The sequence below is a fragment of the Rhodanobacter aciditrophus genome (assembly GCF_042679525.1).
GTDB classification, from domain to species: domain Bacteria; phylum Pseudomonadota; class Gammaproteobacteria; order Pseudomonadales; family Marinomonadaceae; genus Marinomonas; species Marinomonas aciditrophus.
On the sequence record NZ_JBHTMN010000004.1, the window covers coordinates 299,472 to 316,738 of the forward strand.

General features: G+C 46.7%; 16 protein-coding genes. 10 read left to right on the plus strand and 6 right to left on the minus strand.

Translation table 11 applies throughout. The features are described from left to right. The first annotated feature begins 106 nt into the window (after positions 1–106). From rlmKL to ACFQ45_RS04180, 3 genes are all read left to right on the plus strand, one after another. Entirely contained in the window at positions 107–2,272 is a 2,166-nt protein-coding gene (gene rlmKL / locus ACFQ45_RS04170) for a bifunctional 23S rRNA (guanine(2069)-N(7))-methyltransferase RlmK/23S rRNA (guanine(2445)-N(2))-methyltransferase RlmL (RefSeq protein ID WP_377365626.1), read from the plus strand. Positions 2,273–2,363: 91 nt separating this feature from the next. Then, positions 2,364–3,221, plus strand: a complete 858-nt coding sequence (gene purU / locus ACFQ45_RS04175; protein WP_377365627.1) for a formyltetrahydrofolate deformylase — start codon at positions 2,364–2,366, stop codon at positions 3,219–3,221. A 130-nt stretch (positions 3,222–3,351) separates the two neighbouring features. Beyond that, entirely contained in the window at positions 3,352–3,612 is a 261-nt protein-coding gene (locus ACFQ45_RS04180; protein ID WP_377365629.1) for a hypothetical protein, read from the plus strand. 7 nt (positions 3,613–3,619) lie between these two features. On the opposite strand, the gene ACFQ45_RS04185 is transcribed toward ACFQ45_RS04180, so the two are convergent. Beyond that, positions 3,620–4,678, minus strand: coding sequence for a DUF3549 family protein (locus ACFQ45_RS04185; RefSeq protein ID WP_377365631.1), 1,059 nt, complete (start codon positions 4,676–4,678; stop codon positions 3,620–3,622). 68 nt (positions 4,679–4,746) lie between these two features. Between ACFQ45_RS04185 and ACFQ45_RS04190 the strand changes: the two genes are divergently transcribed. From ACFQ45_RS04190 to can, 5 genes are all read left to right on the plus strand, one after another. Beyond that, the gene (locus ACFQ45_RS04190; RefSeq protein ID WP_377365633.1) at positions 4,747–5,088 is read left to right on the plus strand and encodes a YqcC family protein; all 342 of its coding nucleotides are present in this window, start codon (positions 4,747–4,749) and stop codon (positions 5,086–5,088) included. Positions 5,089–5,093: 5 nt separating this feature from the next. After that, positions 5,094–5,954, plus strand: coding sequence for a DUF1853 family protein (locus ACFQ45_RS04195; protein WP_377365635.1), 861 nt, complete (start codon positions 5,094–5,096; stop codon positions 5,952–5,954). A gap of 63 nt (positions 5,955–6,017) precedes the next feature. After that, a complete protein-coding gene (locus ACFQ45_RS04200) occupies positions 6,018–8,027 on the plus strand; it encodes a putative bifunctional diguanylate cyclase/phosphodiesterase (protein ID WP_377365637.1) in 2,010 nt (669 codons plus the stop codon). 101 nt (positions 8,028–8,128) lie between these two features. Continuing rightward, complete coding sequence (locus ACFQ45_RS04205; RefSeq protein WP_377365639.1) at positions 8,129–8,968, plus strand: putative RNA methyltransferase; 840 nt, start codon at positions 8,129–8,131, stop codon at positions 8,966–8,968. Next, the gene (gene can, locus ACFQ45_RS04210; RefSeq protein WP_377365641.1) at positions 8,968–9,603 is read left to right on the plus strand and encodes a carbonate dehydratase; all 636 of its coding nucleotides are present in this window, start codon (positions 8,968–8,970) and stop codon (positions 9,601–9,603) included. Before ACFQ45_RS04205 ends, can begins: the two co-directional genes overlap by 1 nt. Before the next feature lie 96 nt (positions 9,604–9,699). Here can and ACFQ45_RS04215 read toward each other — a convergent pair whose 3' ends face one another. Next, entirely contained in the window at positions 9,700–10,653 is a 954-nt protein-coding gene (locus ACFQ45_RS04215; protein WP_377365643.1) for a LysR family transcriptional regulator, read from the minus strand. Positions 10,654–10,855: 202 nt separating this feature from the next. Here ACFQ45_RS04215 and ACFQ45_RS04220 point away from each other — a divergent pair, with 202 nt between their 5' ends. Then, positions 10,856–12,346, plus strand: a complete 1,491-nt coding sequence (locus tag ACFQ45_RS04220) for a TyrR/PhhR family helix-turn-helix DNA-binding protein (RefSeq protein WP_377365645.1) — start codon at positions 10,856–10,858, stop codon at positions 12,344–12,346. Between the two features lie 44 nt (positions 12,347–12,390). Here the strand turns inward: ACFQ45_RS04220 and ACFQ45_RS04225 are convergent, their stop codons facing one another. The 4 genes from ACFQ45_RS04225 to ACFQ45_RS04240 form a co-directional block, all read right to left on the minus strand. Next, positions 12,391–12,546, minus strand: coding sequence for a hypothetical protein (locus tag ACFQ45_RS04225; protein WP_377365647.1), 156 nt, complete (start codon positions 12,544–12,546; stop codon positions 12,391–12,393). A 116-nt stretch (positions 12,547–12,662) separates the two neighbouring features. Beyond that, positions 12,663–13,484 (minus strand): HAD-IIB family hydrolase, encoded by an 822-nt coding sequence (locus ACFQ45_RS04230; protein WP_377365649.1) that lies wholly within the window; start codon positions 13,482–13,484, stop codon positions 12,663–12,665. A 153-nt stretch (positions 13,485–13,637) separates the two neighbouring features. Next, complete coding sequence (locus ACFQ45_RS04235) at positions 13,638–13,985, minus strand: HopJ type III effector protein (RefSeq protein ID WP_377365651.1); 348 nt, start codon at positions 13,983–13,985, stop codon at positions 13,638–13,640. 14 nt (positions 13,986–13,999) lie between these two features. Further along, a complete protein-coding gene (locus tag ACFQ45_RS04240; protein WP_377365653.1) occupies positions 14,000–15,199 on the minus strand; it encodes a Bcr/CflA family multidrug efflux MFS transporter in 1,200 nt (399 codons plus the stop codon). 195 nt (positions 15,200–15,394) lie between these two features. On the opposite strand from ACFQ45_RS04240, the gene ACFQ45_RS04245 reads away from it, so the two are divergent. Further along, positions 15,395–17,245, plus strand: coding sequence for an ABC transporter ATP-binding protein (locus ACFQ45_RS04245; RefSeq protein WP_377365655.1), 1,851 nt, complete (start codon positions 15,395–15,397; stop codon positions 17,243–17,245). Positions 17,246–17,267: the final 22 nt, after the last annotated feature.

The window sequence follows — 17,267 nt, forward strand, 5'->3', positions numbered from 1 at the left end:
TCTCTTTTTCATTTAAGTGAACTTTAATAATTAGTAGAGGAGCGCTGGTTTGTCTAAAAACACTTTGCTCTAACATTATTTTAAAATTCATTAAAAAGTAATAAACATGACAGATATCCAGACACCTTCTCAGGACGGTGGTCAACAAAACATCGCCCTAGAGCTAACTTGCCCTATTGGCTTAGAAAACATCCTTGAGAAAGAGTTACATGCTCTTGGACTGACAAATACTCGCTTAGGTGAGGCACAGGTTAAGCTGACGACAGACCTAAAAGGCATGTATCAGGCCTGCTTATGGTCCCGTGTGGCCACTCGTGTGATGATGCCTTTGGCGACCTTTAAGGTCACCAATGCTGATGAGCTGTACCAAGGGGTGCTTGACGTGGATTGGTCGGAGCATATGCACCCTGACAACACTATTGCCATCGATTGTCATGGTACTAACCATGCCATTCGCAATACTCAGTTTGGTGCGGTGCGGACCAAAGATGCCATTGCAGACTTCTTTGTTAAAAAGACAGGGCAACGTCCGAGCGTTGAAAAGCAGAACCCAGATCTTCGTATCGCATTAAAGATCAAACGAGACAACGCGACCTTGAGTTTGGATTTGTCAGGTGACAGCTTGCATCGTCGTGGCTACCGTCAGCAAGGCGCTATGGCGCCACTAAAGGAAAACCTTGCGGCAGGCCTCTTGTTGCGAGCGGGTTGGAGCAAAGACGCTCCTTTCAAGCAACTGGTCGATCCCATGTGTGGTTCCGGTACTTTCCTTGTGGAAGCGGCATTAATTTCCATGAATATTGCTCCTGGGGCGCGCCGCCAATACTGGGGTTTTAAAGGTTGGAAAAAACACGATCACCGTATGTGGCAACAGCTGATGGACCTGGCAAAAAATGAGCGAGTGGATCCTGCTGATTTGAACGTCCGTTTTCAAGGCACGGATCGTGAGCAAAAAGCCATCGCAGCAGCACGAGAAAACATCAAGCGTGCCGGTTTGTCTGGTGTAGTGGAAGTGTCCATGTCTTCATTCCAATCCCATGAGTTTGATTGGTCGTCCCAGCCGACACTGATTATGGTGAACCCGCCATATGGTGAGCGTCTAGGTGATGAGATGGCATTGATCGCGCTTTATCGTCAGCTGGGTGATTGGGCCATTGAACATGCGGATCAAGGGGAAATGATGATGCTGACCAGCAGCGAAAACCTCGCTCGTCAGATTCCTATTCGCCCAGAAAAGAGCACTCGTGTTTTAAACGGTGGTCTTGAATGTCGTGCCTACCGTTTCCCTATTAATGACAGTCACATCAAAGCCGGTAGTCGGGAGCAAATTGGTTTGTCTCCTGGTGCTCAAATGGTGGGTAACCGTCTACAGAAGAACATCAAGAAGCTGCGTAAATGGTTGCAAAAAGAAAATGTGACTTGTTACCGAGTGTACGATGCAGACATGCCGGAATACTCTGTAGCCATTGATATCTACAATGATTGGGCCCATGTACAAGAGTACCAAGCACCCAAAAGCGTGGATGAAAATAAAGCTCAGCAGCGCTTGTTTGAAGTAGTGAGCGCGATACCGACAGCATTAGATATCCCTGAAACGAACGTTGTGGTGAAACAGCGTTTGCGTCAATCCGGTAAGCAGCAGTACGAGAAGGTGGACCACTCTCAGCACGAAATGATCGTTGAGGAGCATGGCTGTGATTTTATCGTCAACCTAAAAGACTACTTGGACACAGGGCTCTTCTTAGACCACCGTCCAGTACGTAAGCTGATCCAAGATAAAGCCAACGGCAAGCGCTTCCTTAACCTGTTTTGTTACACCGCTTCCGGTTCTGTCCATGCGGGGCAGGGTGGCGCTAAAACCACTTTAAGTGTCGATATGTCAAACACTTATACTGAGTGGGCCCGTCGCAATATTGAGTTGAATGAGTTTTCTGAGCGGGATCACCAAGTGGTTCGTGCGGATTGTTTTGAATGGCTGCGTCGCTCACAAGATGAGTTTGATCTGATCTTTATGGATCCTCCGACGTTCTCAAACTCTAAGAAAATGGCAGGGGTATTGGACATCCAACGGGATCACGTGGATTTGATTGATCTGGCTATGGCCCGTCTTAGTAGTGAGGGTGAGTTGATTTTCTCCAATAACTATCGTCGCTTTGAACTGGCTCCAGAGCTAGAAGAGCGCTACCAAGTGCAGAATATCACCCATAAATCCCTTGATCCGGATTTTGAACGTAATCAAAAGATTCACCAGTGCTGGATTCTAAAACACAAATAGAATCGTACTGGTAATTTTGTATAATCTTTAACTGTTTGACCAACTGGTTAACGTTGGTCCGTTAATCGAATTAGAGAAGTAGAAAAGCCTTATGAGTAAGACCTTTCGTCTAGTGATAAGCTGCCCAGATAGAGTGGGCATTGTGGCCGCTGTGAGTCAGTATTTAAACCGGCGCAACGGCTCTATCGTCGAAGCGAATCATCACACGGATGCCGAGCAAAAGTGGTTCTTTATGCGTCATGTGATTGATGCGGAAAGCATGACCGTAGACATTGACACCTTTCGCACGGAATTCGCTGCCATAGCGCAAGAATTCGATATGGATTGGTACATTAACAGCAGTGAGAACCTTCCTAAAGTCATGCTAATGGCAACCAAGGAATCCCATTGTTTGAATGATTTGCTCCACCGCTGGCACACTGGCGAGCTACAGTGTGACATCGTTGGAGTGATTGCCAACCATGAAGAGCTACGCTCTATGGTGGAGTGGTACAACATTCCGTACCACTGTATCAATGTGCCAAAAGAAGACAAGATGCCTGCATTTCAGGCCATTGAGAAAACCATCGATGAGTCCGGTGCCGATACCATTGTATTGGCTCGCTACATGCAGATTTTCCCTGAATACCTTTGCCACAAGTACAAGCACCGTGTGATTAACATTCACCACAGCTTCTTGCCTTCATTTGTGGGGGCTAAGCCGTACCATCAAGCCGCAGTGCGAGGTGTTAAATTGATCGGAGCCACTTGTCACTATGTGACGGCGGACTTAGATGCAGGGCCGATCATTGAGCAGGACGTTATTCGAGTCCGACACAGTCATTCGGCTACGGATATGGTTCGCTTAGGTAAGGATATCGAAAAGTTAGTTCTTTCTCGTGGTTTGCGTTATCACCTTGAAGATCGCGTCCTAGTCCACGGAAACAAGACGGTTGTGTTCGCCCAGTAAGGGTTTTCAGGGCTGATCAAATAAGGCAATTTCGGCTACGGGATTGCCTTCCTTTCCCAATAACATTCTGTTATTCCATTTTTTGACTATAGTTACTTCATCAATCAGAAAAACTGGTGGGAGGTGACGCATGAAATTAAAGTTAACGCCGACCCAAAACCTTTGTGTAGGTTTCTTGGAAACGGGGTTTGAGCTCATTCAAGTGGACGATCAGTTCTTCTTTGTGAAAGGAGATCGCAAACAAAAGGTTTTGCCAAAGACCCTAGATGCCTTGGTGAATCGAGGGGCGTTGCAGACAACACAAGAGGGAACTTATGAGTTGAGCGACGAATTTAAAGAATACCGGCAGCAAATGCGCTCAACCGAAGAGGTTAAGCACATTCGTCACTGATAGTGGATTATTGCAGGGTTGCACTGCCTTGGTTGAACAAACCGCCGACCGCTTGCTGAAGCGCTTTGCTGGCGTGCTGCGAGCGCAGAATTTCCCAACATTGCTCGCGGGTGTCAGGTTGTTGCGTCAGATCCGTCACTATGTGCTTAAACCCTAATAAGCCGTCTTCTCGGTGAGCCAATTTTTCAAGGATAATTCTCAAAAGCTGAGGTTGGGCGGTGATCCAATGAGGACACTTGGAAACCAACGAAGCAATCAGCTCAAGTTGCTCGTCCGTGCAATGGGCAATATCCCCCAGCAAAGTAAACAGAGGAATAAAGAGTGGCCCTGGGAAGTCATTTCTAGAAATTGCTCTAATCCAATGGGCAGCATCCATTGGGGTAGTGTCTGATTCCGTCAGCTTTTGACAAATCAAATGTACTATCTCTTCACCCTGAACGTCGTGCTCTAACGCATGGCATAAAGGAAACACCACTTCTTTTGGACCTTCATTAAGAAGACGCAAAGCGCGCTCTAAATTACCTGTGTCACTCAATCGTGTCGCGAAATCCGCAATGCCTTGGTATCCAAGCTCTGACCATTTTGATGCATCACACAGACCATCGCTGTCTGCATAGGCCAAGAAAGGCGCATAAAAGCTCGAAGGTTTCTGCTTTAAATCCTGCCCCAAAACAGCGTGTAAGCTTGCAAGACGTTCTTGATCGGGTTGAAACGCATAGGGGTTATCTTCCAACGCTTCGTTCAATCCCTGTTCGCTGCCTTTGTGCATGATTTTATCGACGATGGTTTTGATGAAGTGGTCGCGAGTGCCCAAATTGAGGCAGCCCGTTTCGTCTAACGGAAGGCGCAAGAACCAAATAACAGGTTCTTGGACAAGTTCCTTTTGTGATAAAACGCAGGCCAACCATGCATGCTTACGAAAACCATAAGGATATGGCTGTTGTTTACGGTCAAACTGGATGGCTTGCTGGGGTGTAATTTTGGAAATGTGTCGACCAACATCGTAGTAACTGACACGGCAGCCGACTAAATCAAACAAATCACTCAGAGATTCAATATTTTGCATGGGTACGTAGGGCATCTAAATCTGTATTATGAGGGGCATATCATACCGTTTTTTAGGAGAGAAATCAGTTGTCCCATTCTCTAACGTATTACAGTCAATTGGCAGATCATTTGTTGGTGCTACAGAGCGCCTTACATCAGGCTGATGTGTGGGAGGTGCCTGAGCCAACCCCAGAGCAAATGGCTTCAACACAGCCTTTTGCGGTGGACACTATGAGCTTTGAACAGTGGCTACGTTATGTCTTTGTGGCACGCTTTAAAGTGTTGATAGAGCAACAGGCGCCTTTGCCTTCGAGCTGTAATATCGCACCCATGGTTGAAACGGCCTTTCCAGCACTGTCCTCAGCCCATCAAAGGGCAATTCAAAACAGTCTAGAGGCAATTGACCAGCATCTTACGAGTGGTGTCTGATGCAAATGCTGTCGGTTGCTCCTCAGCAATATCTTAACGATTTGAAATGGTTGTTAGTGGGACAGGAGGTGATTACTGCTGACAAGCCATTTAAGGATTTTTTAAAACCGGATTGGCAGGATATTTTTGGGGCATTGGTGACAGATCCTGAGCCCCTCGTAGAGCATATGCGAGCGGCCAAGTCTCATTTCCTGGGAACCTATTTTGAGCAGTTGTTTTCATTTGCAGTGCTACGGTTTTCACAGTTAACCATTTTGGCAGAACATGAGCAGGTCTATGACGACAAAAGAACCTTAGGGGAGGTGGACTTGGTCGCAAAAGACATGACTGGCAAGATTTGGTTGTTTGAAGTGGCTCTCAAGTTTTATCTAGAACGGCCAGATTTGGCGCCCAATGATTGGATTGGTCCCAATAAAAATGACAACTTATTGAAAAAAACGACCCACGCTAGGACGCATCAGTTGAAAATCCTTGAAACTGGAGCAGGGCGGCATTGGTTAACCACGCTAACTGGCTTTGAAACGTATTGTTCAAATCTTTTAATTTTTGGGCGACTTTTTCCAAAAATGAACGTCCCCAGTGAGGAGTCAATTACAAAACTACACACTGAGTGCGGCTGGATGTATTTAAGGGATTTGCCTTGTTGGGCAGATTGGTTAGAGGCGCTTCACGTGGCTAATAAGCCTAACTGGATCACCCCGTCAGATATTGAAAAGTCCGAATTCACTGATGTTCAGGCCCTTCATGATGCATTGGAGCAAGTGTTTGAGAATGATAGTCGTCCACAGCTAATATCTTGTCAAATACGAAAAACTCCCTATGAAAACACGCTATTTTGGATTTTTATCTGTCCAAATTCTTGGTAATCCTTGAAAACTGAACCTGGTTCAGGCATATAAGACTATCTAGCAGAAGTAGCATAAACCTGAATGTCTGAAGTTGTAGAAAAAATTCCGTCTCATGCTCCCAAAGTGGCATGGGTAATCGATCTTGCTCAAGGAACTGTCTCTTGGAGCAGTGCCGAAGCTCGCTCAGTGTTTGGTGCGTCCCTTGGGGCGGATCAAGCAGGCTTGGTGTGTATCGATCGAAAACTACAGCAACAATTAACGGCCTTTGCTAACCTTCCTGATACGCCTACCAAGACCCGTTTTTACTGGTTTATGCACGATCAAGAGGCCTTGCCTTATCGCTGTGATGCAGTACAGATTTCACTGGGGGCTGATCGAATTGGCTTTGCAGTACAAGCGCAACCTTGTTCCCCAACTGTGGCTCTTAAGCCCTCTACTTCTGTTGACCTGCCAGCATCAGATTTATTTCAGTCTTTAGCGTTTTTATCTTTCGATGAGCAGGGGCGCAAGGTTTCCTTTAGTACCCTCGCTGAGTCTTGCTTCTCTGGCGTGAGCAATATTCGAGAGTTGTTTGCCGTATCCAGTGCTGCCAGTTCTTTTACTCAGCGTTTGAGCGAATCAGGGCATTTGGAACAAGAGATCCGATTATCTACCCAGGAAGGCGTTCGTTGGTACCGCATTGAGGCCCATATGGAGCCCCAAACCCAGTGTGTTCATATGTTTGCTCAAGACATACAGGCCCTGAGAGATTATGAAGTCGAACTGTACCGAATGCAGAATTACGACAGCTTGACGCAATTGCCTAATCGTCATCTTCTTTATCAGCAGTTGGCCAAAGCACAGGTCACGGCGAAAAAACGTGATCGTATGTTTGGCATACTCTATTTCGATCTAGACGGATTCAAAGTGGTTAACGATACCTTTGGTCATCGTGTGGGTGATCAGTTGTTACAGCGAGTGTCAGACCGAATCAAAGCCACAATTCCTTCCCGCTCTTGCTTGTATCGGCTTGGGGGAGATGAATTTGTGGTGGTGACTGAGCATGTATCATCTATAGAAGAGTTGGAGGCCATTGCCCGGGGGATTAATAGTACTGGGGTAACCCCTTATCCGGTTTCGGATTTGGAAATGTTAATTACCACCAGTATTGGTGTGGCCTGTTATCCCATGCATGGGACAGATGCAGATGCCTTGCTGAAAAATGCCGATGCAGCCATGTATCGCTCCAAAGAAGCCGCTCATAATGGTTATCGTGTTTACGATGACTTTATGAGTGATGGTCATCGTGCCTACATGACTTTGGGGGGCGGTTTACGTAAAGCTATAGATGAAGAACAGTTTGAACTCCATTATCAGCCCAAGATCCGCCTATCTGATGAGCTGACAGTGGGGGCAGAAGCCTTAATACGCTGGAATCACCCTGAACTGGGGATGATTCCCCCAGACCACTTTATACCCATTGCGGAAGAGAGTGGGTTAATTTTGCCCTTAGGGGAATGGGTGATTCGACGGGCTTGTCGCCAGTTGCAAGAATGGCGTGAGCAGGGACATGCTCCGATTAGTTTGTCCGTCAATTTATCAAGCCGTCAGTTTATGCAGCCGAATCTTGTGGAGATGGTGAGATCTGTGTTGCAAGAAACAGGGGTCGACCCTAAATACCTTGAGCTAGAGCTTACGGAAAGCATGTTGATGGCCGACGCTAATCAAACCATAGACAAACTTCATGCGTTCCGTGCTATGGGCTTAAGCTTGTCGATAGATGACTTCGGTACTGGCTATTCGTCATTGGCTTATTTGAAAAAATTCCCAATTCAGACCCTTAAAATTGATCGGTCTTTTGTACAAGACTTGGGGGTCGATGCGGACGATGATGCCATCGTCAAAGCGACCATTGCGATGGCTAACAGCTTGAATCTCAAGGTGATTGCAGAAGGGGTCGAAAGCCTACAGCAAAAAGACGTACTCGTGGGCTACGACTGTGAAGAAGTGCAAGGGTACTTTTACTCCCGCCCGATGAGTAGCGATGACTTTTCTCATTATCTCACCAGCCAACGCTATCAAGCTCCGCGGTTGGTTGCCAATATTCAATAGCTCCTGAAGTATTAGAAAACCTGCCTCCCTAGGCGTTTTTTGCCTGTATTTTTGATAGTATCCCCTGATTGAAAACCGCGACCGCCACATTGGGAGTTTGAGTGTCTCATCTAGACCATTTACTGTGTCCAATCGATCAGCAACCGTTGACGCAATCTGGACGAACTCTAACCTGTAGTGCTAACCACAGTTATGACCTAGCCAAAACGGGCTACATTAATTTGTTGCCAGTGCAAAACAAACACTCGAAAGATCCTGGTGATAGCAAAGCAATGGTCGCTGCACGGCAAAATCTGCTGATGACTGGCGTTTATGATCCCATTATTCAAGGGGTTCTTGATTCCATGCCAGAAGCGCTTACGGCCAAAAAGTCGATTAAGTTACTGGATGCAGGCTGTGGTGAGGGCTATTACTTGCATTGGTTAAAGCAGGCCTTGGGAACACAGCTTACTGGCACGGGCTTGGATATTTCCAAATGGGCGATTACATCCGCCAGTAAAAAGTCGAAAGAGTTAGCTTGGGTGGTGGGAAGTAATGCCCATATCCCCGTCGCATCAGAGTATTTTGATTGCGTGGTATGTGCCTTTGGTTTTCCGGTAGAAAGTGAGTTTTCTCGAGTGTTGCAATCGGAGGGCTGGTTGTTATTGGTTGAATCTGGCCCGCAGCATTTGATAGAGCTGCGCAACGTGTTATACCCCGAGATTCGTCCCTTTAAACAAACGTTTGAAGAGGGAATTACCGGCTTTGACTTGGTGCAGGCCTCTTCCTATCAGTTCCAATTTCATCTAGATAGCCAAGAGCAAATTGGCAATCTGCTCAGCATGACCCCCCATATTCATAAGGCACCCTATGCCGGTCGCCAGGCAGCGTTGGCTCTGACCGAAATACACCTCACGGCAGATATCTCGTTACGTTGGTTTAAAAAACAAGGAACCCCATAATGCCAGATAGATTGCGCCCCTTATTTGATAAAAATCGCGATTGGGCGGCGAAGGTTACGGCAGAAGATCCGCACTTCTTTGAAAAGTTGTCCCAACAACAGGAGCCAGAATACCTGTGGATCGGATGTGCCGACAGCCGTGTGCCCGCCAATCAGATTGTTGATCTTTTGCCGGGGGAAGTGTTTGTGCATCGTAATATCGCAAATGTGGTGGTGCACACGGATTTAAATTGCCTATCTGTGATCCAGTATGCAGTAGACGTCTTAAAAGTTCGCCATATTATGGTGGTAGGACATTATGGTTGTGGTGGCATTAAGGCCGCCATGGAAACCAATGAATTTGGTTTGATTGATAACTGGCTGCGTCACATTAAAGATGTGTACCGTCTACATAAGTCTGAAGTGGATAGCTTAGACACCTTTCCAGCAAAATTCGATCGTATGTGTGAGTTGAATGTGATCGAGCAAGTCGCCAACGTCTGCCAAACCAGTATTGTCCAAAATGCTTGGAAGAGAGGTCAGGACCTTGTCGTACATGGTTGGTGTTATAGCATTCAAGACGGCCATATAACCGATCTAAATGTGACCGTATCCAATGCTCTGGAAGCGGAAGTACGTTTGCATACGGTGCCGTAACAAGTGAATGTACTCTTCTAATGAAAAAGCAGCCATAGGGCTGCTTTTTTATGAAGGCTAGAAAATTTCCTGAAGACTTGGTACGTCTCAGTGCACTTACAAGTGCGCTTTTTCTGCAATGGTCTTGGCACAGCCAGCAATGGTTGAGCGTAACCAGATATGGCCTGGATCGTGTTGCAATAGTGGGCTCCATAACATCTTGAGCTCCACAGGATCGATCTCAAACGGTGGCTCAACCACGCGAACGTTTGGATTGCCTTTCATTAAATGGGTCGCAAGGGACGGCAGGGTCGCCACAAGCCCTAACTGCTCAGTAGCGCGCATGGCCACATTATAATTTCGAGTAAACAGACGAATGTTTCGTTTGTGGCCTTGTTCCGCTAGGGTAGAGTCAACCCAGCCTAGCTTTTGAACTTCTTCTGGCTGAATGCCAACGCCCACACCGAAGCCTGTCTTGCTGACCCAGACATGTTGCGATTCCAAATATCTTTCTAAGGTAAGTTCACCTTCGAAGGCATCATTGTTAGGTACAAGGCAAGAGAAACGGTCTACCCATACAGACTTTTGGTGAAACGACTGGGGCAGAGTTTCAAAACGGTTAATAACCAAATCCACCTTGCCTTTCTCTACATCGTGAAAGCTCACATCACTGGGATTCATAACGTCCATGATGACGTTTGGTGCTTCGGTTTGTAGCTTCTCCATTAAAGGAGGGATCAGGGTTGCCTCAGCATAGTCACTGGCCATAATGCGAAATACGCGAGAGCTGGATTCTGCTTCAAAGTTATGGCCCAGATGCAGTACTTCATCAACGGATTGAAGAATGGTACGAACACGGGGCTGTAGTTGGATAGCTAGGGCGGTGGGCATCATGCCATCGCTGGTGCGTACCAAGAGAGGATCGTGAAATAAATCTCGTAGACGACGCAGACCATTACTCATGGCCGGTTGAGTGATGCCTAATTGATTTGCAGCGTGGGTGACATTTTGTTCACGTAAAAGAGAATCTAAATACCTGAGTAAATTCAGGTCAATTTTATCTAGCTGCATAGGTGGCCCATTTCTCAAACTAATGGCCGCACATGTTACTTCATTTTCTGTATGAATAGAACGAGGGTTTTCGTTAGATTAGACAGAAGTATGATGTTTGTTCTAGGTTGCTGGCTGTGACCTAGGGATCTTTGATCATTCCCTTAGACTAAGGGAATTTATGGTAAATTATAGCGAAATCAACTCAGGCATGGGGACATGAATGCGCTTAGAAATCCGTTGTGAAGATCGTATCGGCATGGCCCGAGAGGTATTGGATCTGTTGATTCCTTATGGCATTGATATGCGTCGAATCGAGATCGATAGCACCGCTGGACGTCTGTATGTGGGTTTTGATGATATCGAGTTTCGACAACTGCAGCGTTTGCTGTCAGATTTGCGACGCTTGTCAGGCGTAGACGATGTAAAAACCGTTAACTTTACGCCGTCAGAACGAGAACAAAATGCTTTGCTAACCCTTATGGAAGCCTTGCCTGATGGGGTTGTGGCGGTCGATCTAGCGGGTAATGTCACCTTGGCCACTCGCCGAGCCGTTCAAGACATTGGGGTCGCGAGAGAAGCGCTGATCGGTCATCCTTTAGGGGATTTCATTCGCAGCGTGCCCTTTGAGCGATTAGATTGGCAAGACTTGGGAAGTGGTGTCACCAAACGGGTACGGCTTAATGGTCAGCTAGTGCTGTTAGAAATGCAGCCATTTTTTGTTTCAAACGAAACGGAAGCGCTGGTGTGTGCTGGAGGCGTTATTCACATTCGCTCAGCACAAAGATTAGAGCGGCAGACATCCAGCTTGCGTAAAGCGCCAGCAGCACTTTCTTCCTTAGGTAATCCCCTAGGGGATCAGGTAGTGAAGAGCCCGACCATGCTAAAGCTCTTTAAGGTGGCGCAAGCCTATTTTGAAAACGATACTCCAATGTTGGTAACAGGGGAATTAGCCACTGGCAAAAAGCATATTGTTCAAACGCTGTTTAATGAATGGAAGACACGCCATCTGGAATTAGACGCCCGTTTGGGACAGGTGTCAGGCTCTTTACTGACGGTAGAGCAGTTAACAGAAGTGCTGAAAACAAATGCCTGGGTCGTGGTAGAAGACTTTGAGCGCATGTCTAAACCTTGTCAGATCTTTCTTGCCCGTTGGCTCGCGGAGCAACCAGAAAAGCTTTATCAAGAGGAGTCACCGACCCGAGTGATTGCATTGTCACGAATGAAAGCCTCTGAATTGGCCCATATGCCGGATCTGTTGCCAGAGCTGTTTTACTCGGTGAACTCTTTTCAGATGGATGTACCACCTTTGCGTCAAAGACGAGAAGATCTTAGCAACATCGTTAAGGGATTGCTTGATTCGTTGGTAGAGCGAGTAGGGTTGCCGTCGGTGAGCGTTTCTAAAGAAGCTATGGCATTAATGAAGGTGCATCATTGGTCGGGTAATTTTAAAGAGTTGGAGGCTTGTCTGGCTCAGGCAGCAAACATTGCCACAGAAGGTGTCATTGATGTGGATGATTTACCCATCGAAGTCAGTGAGTCTATGCCTATTGAATTAATGGACAACTCGTTGGACAAGACATTGAAAGCTTATGAGGCAGAGTTACTAAGAAAACTGTATCCACGTTATCCGAGCACACGTAAACTCGCTCAGTTCCTGAACGTCAGTCACAGTTCAATTGCGAGTAAGCTAAAGGAATATGGCATTACCTGAGGGCCGCTTGAGACCTTAAGGCCTCATAGCGGAGTAGGCAATGATTATGGGTAGCGTTTGTTTGGACGACGGGTGGTCTTTTGTTTCTCAACTTTGATTGGTTGTGCTTTCATCTTTGGTTGAGATGCGTAGTCAGCTAATGAACGTACCATTACAAACGCACCGACAATGGCAACGATGAACAGGGTAAATTCAAACATAATCTCTCTCCACTTTTCAGTTTACAGACTAACTATGAGTTAAAGTCTTCCTCACGTAAAGCCCGTTTTGTTGCAATTACGTAACATTACGACCAATGTACTAGGCATTGGATGCTTCAAAGCTGAAATCGTTCCATTAAAAATTTCGCCACACCATCTTCATTGTGATGACCTACTGTCCCCTTGGCTTGAGCTTGAACATAGTCAGGCGCATTCGCTGTAGCATAGGCCTCGTCTGCCATTGAGAACATTGTCAGGTCATTATCCCCATCCCCAAATACGATGACATTCGAGGCGTTAAGCTCTTCTTTTAGTTTGGCAATGGCGGAACCTTTGCATGCACTGCTGTGGTGAATGTCTATCCAATGGGTTTGTGGATGATAGATGCCCCCACCACTGTAAGCGATTAAATGCTCTTGATTTTGGCAGCCTTTGACAATGTCTGATAAAGGATCTGGGTGACCTAATGCGCTGATATTAATGATTTGGGCATCGTTAGGCATGTGCTCCAGTGTTTTTAAGGTGACGTTTGCATGACTGGAAAGTTCCTCGAAAACTGACTGTGCGTACCGGTCACTGGGAGGCTCATGGAAGACGGATTGCTGGCCATTGGGTTCAAGGCAAAAGATAAAGGGTGTCACCTTATGTGCTGAGAACTGCTCTAATGTATGAGTGAGAGCTTCCAGAGATAAAATACCGTGATGGCGATAGCTCTGTGTTTCTGGGTGCCACCATTCCACACCGTTTTTATAGATCTGCCAAAGGGGGAAGTCATGACCTGCTAAGCAGGGCTGAGCTGCAAGATGGGTACGCCCTGTGGCTACGGTGTAGGCAATGCCTGCCGCTTTCATTCGATTAAGGGTCTCTATGGTGACGGGAGATAGCTGCTGATGTTGGTTGAGCAGAGTGCCATCGAGATCAAATACGACTAAATCCATTATGAACCTCTAACAAGATCGGAGTTGCCTATAGCAATAACAGATTTTTGTCTCATTCGTCACCCTTAAGTGCACGAATCTAAAAGGGGGCCAGAGGGGAGATAGCTAGGCAAAGCAGTCTGTTGAATGGACTACTTTGCCTGCAGTGATCGGTTACTTAACCGTGAGTGCCTGGCCTTCAAATGCCACGCCATTCCAGCCATTAAGGATGAATTGGCGAATGTTCTGGTGATCAGTGGCGGTAGGGTGTTCCAGGACATCCTTACGGTAAAAATCGCCAAATAGGTGCAGCGTAGATTCGCTCGACAGCTGGTTTAGCTTGGCAAAAGACAAGATTTTGCAGGAGCCGTTGTTTTCATTGGCATCATTCTTTTGCTCACCATTGGTGAATGCTGTGGGTGTAAAGGTGTATTCGTTATCAATGACAGCGATTACGTCCTGAAAAGCCACTGTTTCAGGTTGTGTGTTTAGTTGTTCGATCAATGTTTGTGAAGTCAGCATAGTCAACTCTATGTTTAAGATTCAATAAAAGGGGTACGCGCTTCATGGCGCTGAACAATGCGGTAAGAAATAAAGGAAATTAAACCGCAAGCGCTCATGATACTTAACATTGGCACAAAAGTACCATTATGGACGGCACTGAGGACCACACCGCTTAAAGCACCGGTAGAAAATCGAATGGTCCCTGCAAGGGCTGCGACACTGCCGTTTAGTGAGCCAGCTCGGCGCATGGCACCGCCCATGGTGCCGCTACCTAGAATACCTATGGGGCCTGTGAACAGCATGCAGCCCAACACAAGTGCTGCCAGCGGCGGTTTGTCCATAAAGCAAAGAATTAAAAGATAGACGGCGTCCGCGATAAGGAAGTACATGGCGTAACGCATTAAACGGTCGATGCCTAGACGCTCTACTGTACGGCTGTTGATGGTCGTCGCGATCATCATGGTGATGACGTTTAAGCCAAATAAGAAGCCAAATAGGCCTTCATCAATGCCATACAGCTTGATGTAGACAAAAGATGCCCCAGTGACAAAACACATCATGCCCGCAAAATGGAAAGCCCCTGAAATGATGTAGCCTAAGACAAATGGGTTTTTAACCAACTGGGCGTAGTTTTTTAAAGAATTACTGAACGATAGGGGAGAACGCTTTTCCGGAGGCAATGTTTCCGGAATTAAGCGGTTAAACAGGAACATTGCCACAATGGATAAGAGGGCAAGGAAAATAAAAATACCGTGCCAGCTTGAAATCACCAGTATGGTGCCACCTAAAATTGGCGCAACCAGAGGGGCGAGTGCCATCACTAGCATCACCATGGACATGGCTTTAGCGAATTGATTGGTGGTTAGGTTGTCTTTTACCATGGCTGGAACGCTTACTGCTACACCCGCACCGCCGATGGCTTGGATAATACGGCCAATAATGAGAGTTTCATAGCTACCTGCCAGAGCACACACCACAGAACCAATCATGAAGCCAATCAGTCCCATAAAAATGGTTTTCTTACGGCCAATAGCGTCTGAAATAGGGCCATAGAAAATCTGAAAAATAGCGAAAAACAGGAGATAAATACTGAGTGTTAGCTGAATGTGTGAGATGTCTTGGTCTAAACTCTCTGCGATGGAGGGGAAGCTTGGAAGGTAGGCATCAATCGCGAGAGGTGTGAGTCCGGCGAGTAGGCCTAGTACGATAATAATGGGAAGGGTAAGCTGCATAAGGTTCCGTTTTTAATAGAAAAATAGTTCATTAGTTGAGTGTATCAATTATAGGTGGGGAGACTTAACCTGCCTATGGTAAATTGAGGAAATACGGCTTAACTGGTAATTAAAAAGCTCGATCTTATAGTTATCATCTAAGAACTATGATTCACTTGTGACCCATTTTATCCTGCCAAAATGAATTAGGTTGTTATGTTAAAACTCTTCGAACGTTGGCTTTCGGCTTATCCATCCCATGCGCCCGAAGAAGCGCCGAAAACATTGTTTGCTTTTTGCCGGTATTACTCCCGTGGTGCAGAGATCCCTTTGATCATAATGTCACTGCTGACGGCGACGGTTGCGATTCTTGAGGTGGTGCTGTTCAGTTTTATGGGGCAGTTGGTGGATTGGCTGGTCACCAAGAACCCAGAAACATTCTTGTCCGATGAAAGTGGTCGCCTGATTGGCATGTCTTTATTGGTGCTTGTGGCGATGCCGCTGGTGACGTTTTTACATTCGGCGGTAGTGCATCAAACCTTGTTGGGTAATTACCCGATGCGCATCCGCTGGTTGTCTCACCGATTTGTCTTACGCCAAAGTGTTGGTTTCTTTCAAGATGACTTTGCTGGTCGTGTGGCGACTAAAGTGATGCAAACCTCTCTAGCGGTGCGTGAAACCGTCATGAAGTTGTTGGATGTGTTGATGTACATCCTTGTGTACTTTATTTCCATGTTGGTACTCATTGCTCAAGCCGACTATCGCCTAATGTTACCCATGTTGTTATGGCTCGGAGGCTACATTGCGATTCAGTTGTATTTTGTGCCTCGACTAAAGCGTATTTCAGAAGAACAAGCGGACGCTCGTTCCAACATGACGGGGCGCATTGTAGACAGCTACACCAATATCCAAACGGTGAAGCTGTTTGCCCATAACCAGCGGGAAGTGGACTATGCGCAAGAATCCATGGATGGTTTCTTAAAGACAGTACATAAGCAAATGCGCTATGTGACTGGGTTGAACTTTTGTGTCCAGAGTTTGAATTACTTCTTAGCCTTTTTGATCGCTGCCGTGGCGATAGGGTTATGGATGAGTAGTGTGATCAGTGTGGGCGCTATCGCGATTGCGGTGAGTTTGGCATTGCGTCTGAATGGTATGTCCCAATGGATCATGTGGGAGGTAAGCTCTCTGTTTGAAAACATTGGTATGGTGGCCGATGGCATGGGGACTTTGTCTAAGCCCCTCACGATTCAAGATGAACCGGGCGCAAAGCCTATGACGGTGAACCATGGAGCCATTGAATTTGACCAAGTGAACTTCCATTACGGCAAGCGTGATATCAAGGTGATTGATCAATTGAATCTGGCCATTAAGCCGGGTGAGAAGGTGGGGTTGGTTGGTCGCTCTGGTGCAGGTAAATCCACCATTGTGAACCTCTTGCTACGGTTCCATGATATTGAAAGCGGTACCATTCGTATCGATGGCCAAGATATTAGCAAGGTTCAGCAAGAAACCTTGCGGGCAAACATAGGGATGGTGACTCAGGATACGTCCTTGTTGCATCGTACGGTTCGCGAGAACTTGCTATACGGTAAGCCTGACGCTACGGAAGAAGAAATGATTGCCGCCGCGAAAAAGGCGGAGGCCCACGACTTCATTCTGAGCTTGACCGATCCGAAAGGTAATACTGGCTATGATGCCATGGTGGGGGAGCGGGGTATCAAGTTATCTGGTGGTCAGCGCCAACGTATCGCCATCGCCCGTGTGTTGTTAAAAGATGCCCCGATTCTAGTGTTGGATGAAGCGACATCAGCATTGGATTCAGAGGTGGAATCAGCCATCCAGGCAAGTTTGTATCGTCTAATGGAAGGTAAAACGGTTATTGCCATTGCCCATCGCTTATCGACCATTTCGGCTATGGATCGCTTGATCGTGCTGGATAAGGGGGAAGTGGTTGAGCAAGGTTCCCATGATGAGCTGGTGGCTCATAACGGAATCTACGGCAAGCTGTGGGCTCACCAAAGTGGTGGCTTCTTAGCAGAAGACATTGCTGAAGAAACGGTTTAACAAGCACTGTGAAACGAGAAAT

Bases quoted from the DNA above. Each gene is read 5' to 3' on its own strand.
- ACFQ45_RS04195 (WP_377365635.1), top strand. From the start codon at position 5,094: ATGCTGTCGGTTGCTCCTCAGCAATATCTTAACGATTTGAAATGGTTG.
- purU (WP_377365627.1), top strand. From the start codon at position 2,364: ATGAGTAAGACCTTTCGTCTAGTGATAAGCTGCCCAGATAGAGTGGGC.
- ACFQ45_RS04185 (WP_377365631.1), bottom strand. From the start codon at position 4,678: ATGCAAAATATTGAATCTCTGAGTGATTTGTTTGATTTAGTCGGCTGC.
- ACFQ45_RS04220 (WP_377365645.1), top strand. From the start codon at position 10,856: ATGCGCTTAGAAATCCGTTGTGAAGATCGTATCGGCATGGCCCGAGAG.
- ACFQ45_RS04225 (WP_377365647.1), bottom strand. From the start codon at position 12,546: ATGTTTGAATTTACCCTGTTCATCGTTGCCATTGTCGGTGCGTTTGTA.
- can (WP_377365641.1), top strand. From the start codon at position 8,968: ATGCCAGATAGATTGCGCCCCTTATTTGATAAAAATCGCGATTGGGCG.
- ACFQ45_RS04180 (WP_377365629.1), top strand. From the start codon at position 3,352: ATGAAATTAAAGTTAACGCCGACCCAAAACCTTTGTGTAGGTTTCTTG.
- ACFQ45_RS04240 (WP_377365653.1), bottom strand. From the start codon at position 15,199: ATGCAGCTTACCCTTCCCATTATTATCGTACTAGGCCTACTCGCCGGA.
- ACFQ45_RS04215 (WP_377365643.1), bottom strand. From the start codon at position 10,653: ATGCAGCTAGATAAAATTGACCTGAATTTACTCAGGTATTTAGATTCT.
- rlmKL (WP_377365626.1), top strand. From the start codon at position 107: ATGACAGATATCCAGACACCTTCTCAGGACGGTGGTCAACAAAACATC.
- ACFQ45_RS04245 (WP_377365655.1), top strand. From the start codon at position 15,395: ATGTTAAAACTCTTCGAACGTTGGCTTTCGGCTTATCCATCCCATGCG.
- ACFQ45_RS04230 (WP_377365649.1), bottom strand. From the start codon at position 13,484: ATGGATTTAGTCGTATTTGATCTCGATGGCACTCTGCTCAACCAACAT.
- ACFQ45_RS04235 (WP_377365651.1), bottom strand. From the start codon at position 13,985: ATGCTGACTTCACAAACATTGATCGAACAACTAAACACACAACCTGAA.
- ACFQ45_RS04200 (WP_377365637.1), top strand. From the start codon at position 6,018: ATGTCTGAAGTTGTAGAAAAAATTCCGTCTCATGCTCCCAAAGTGGCA.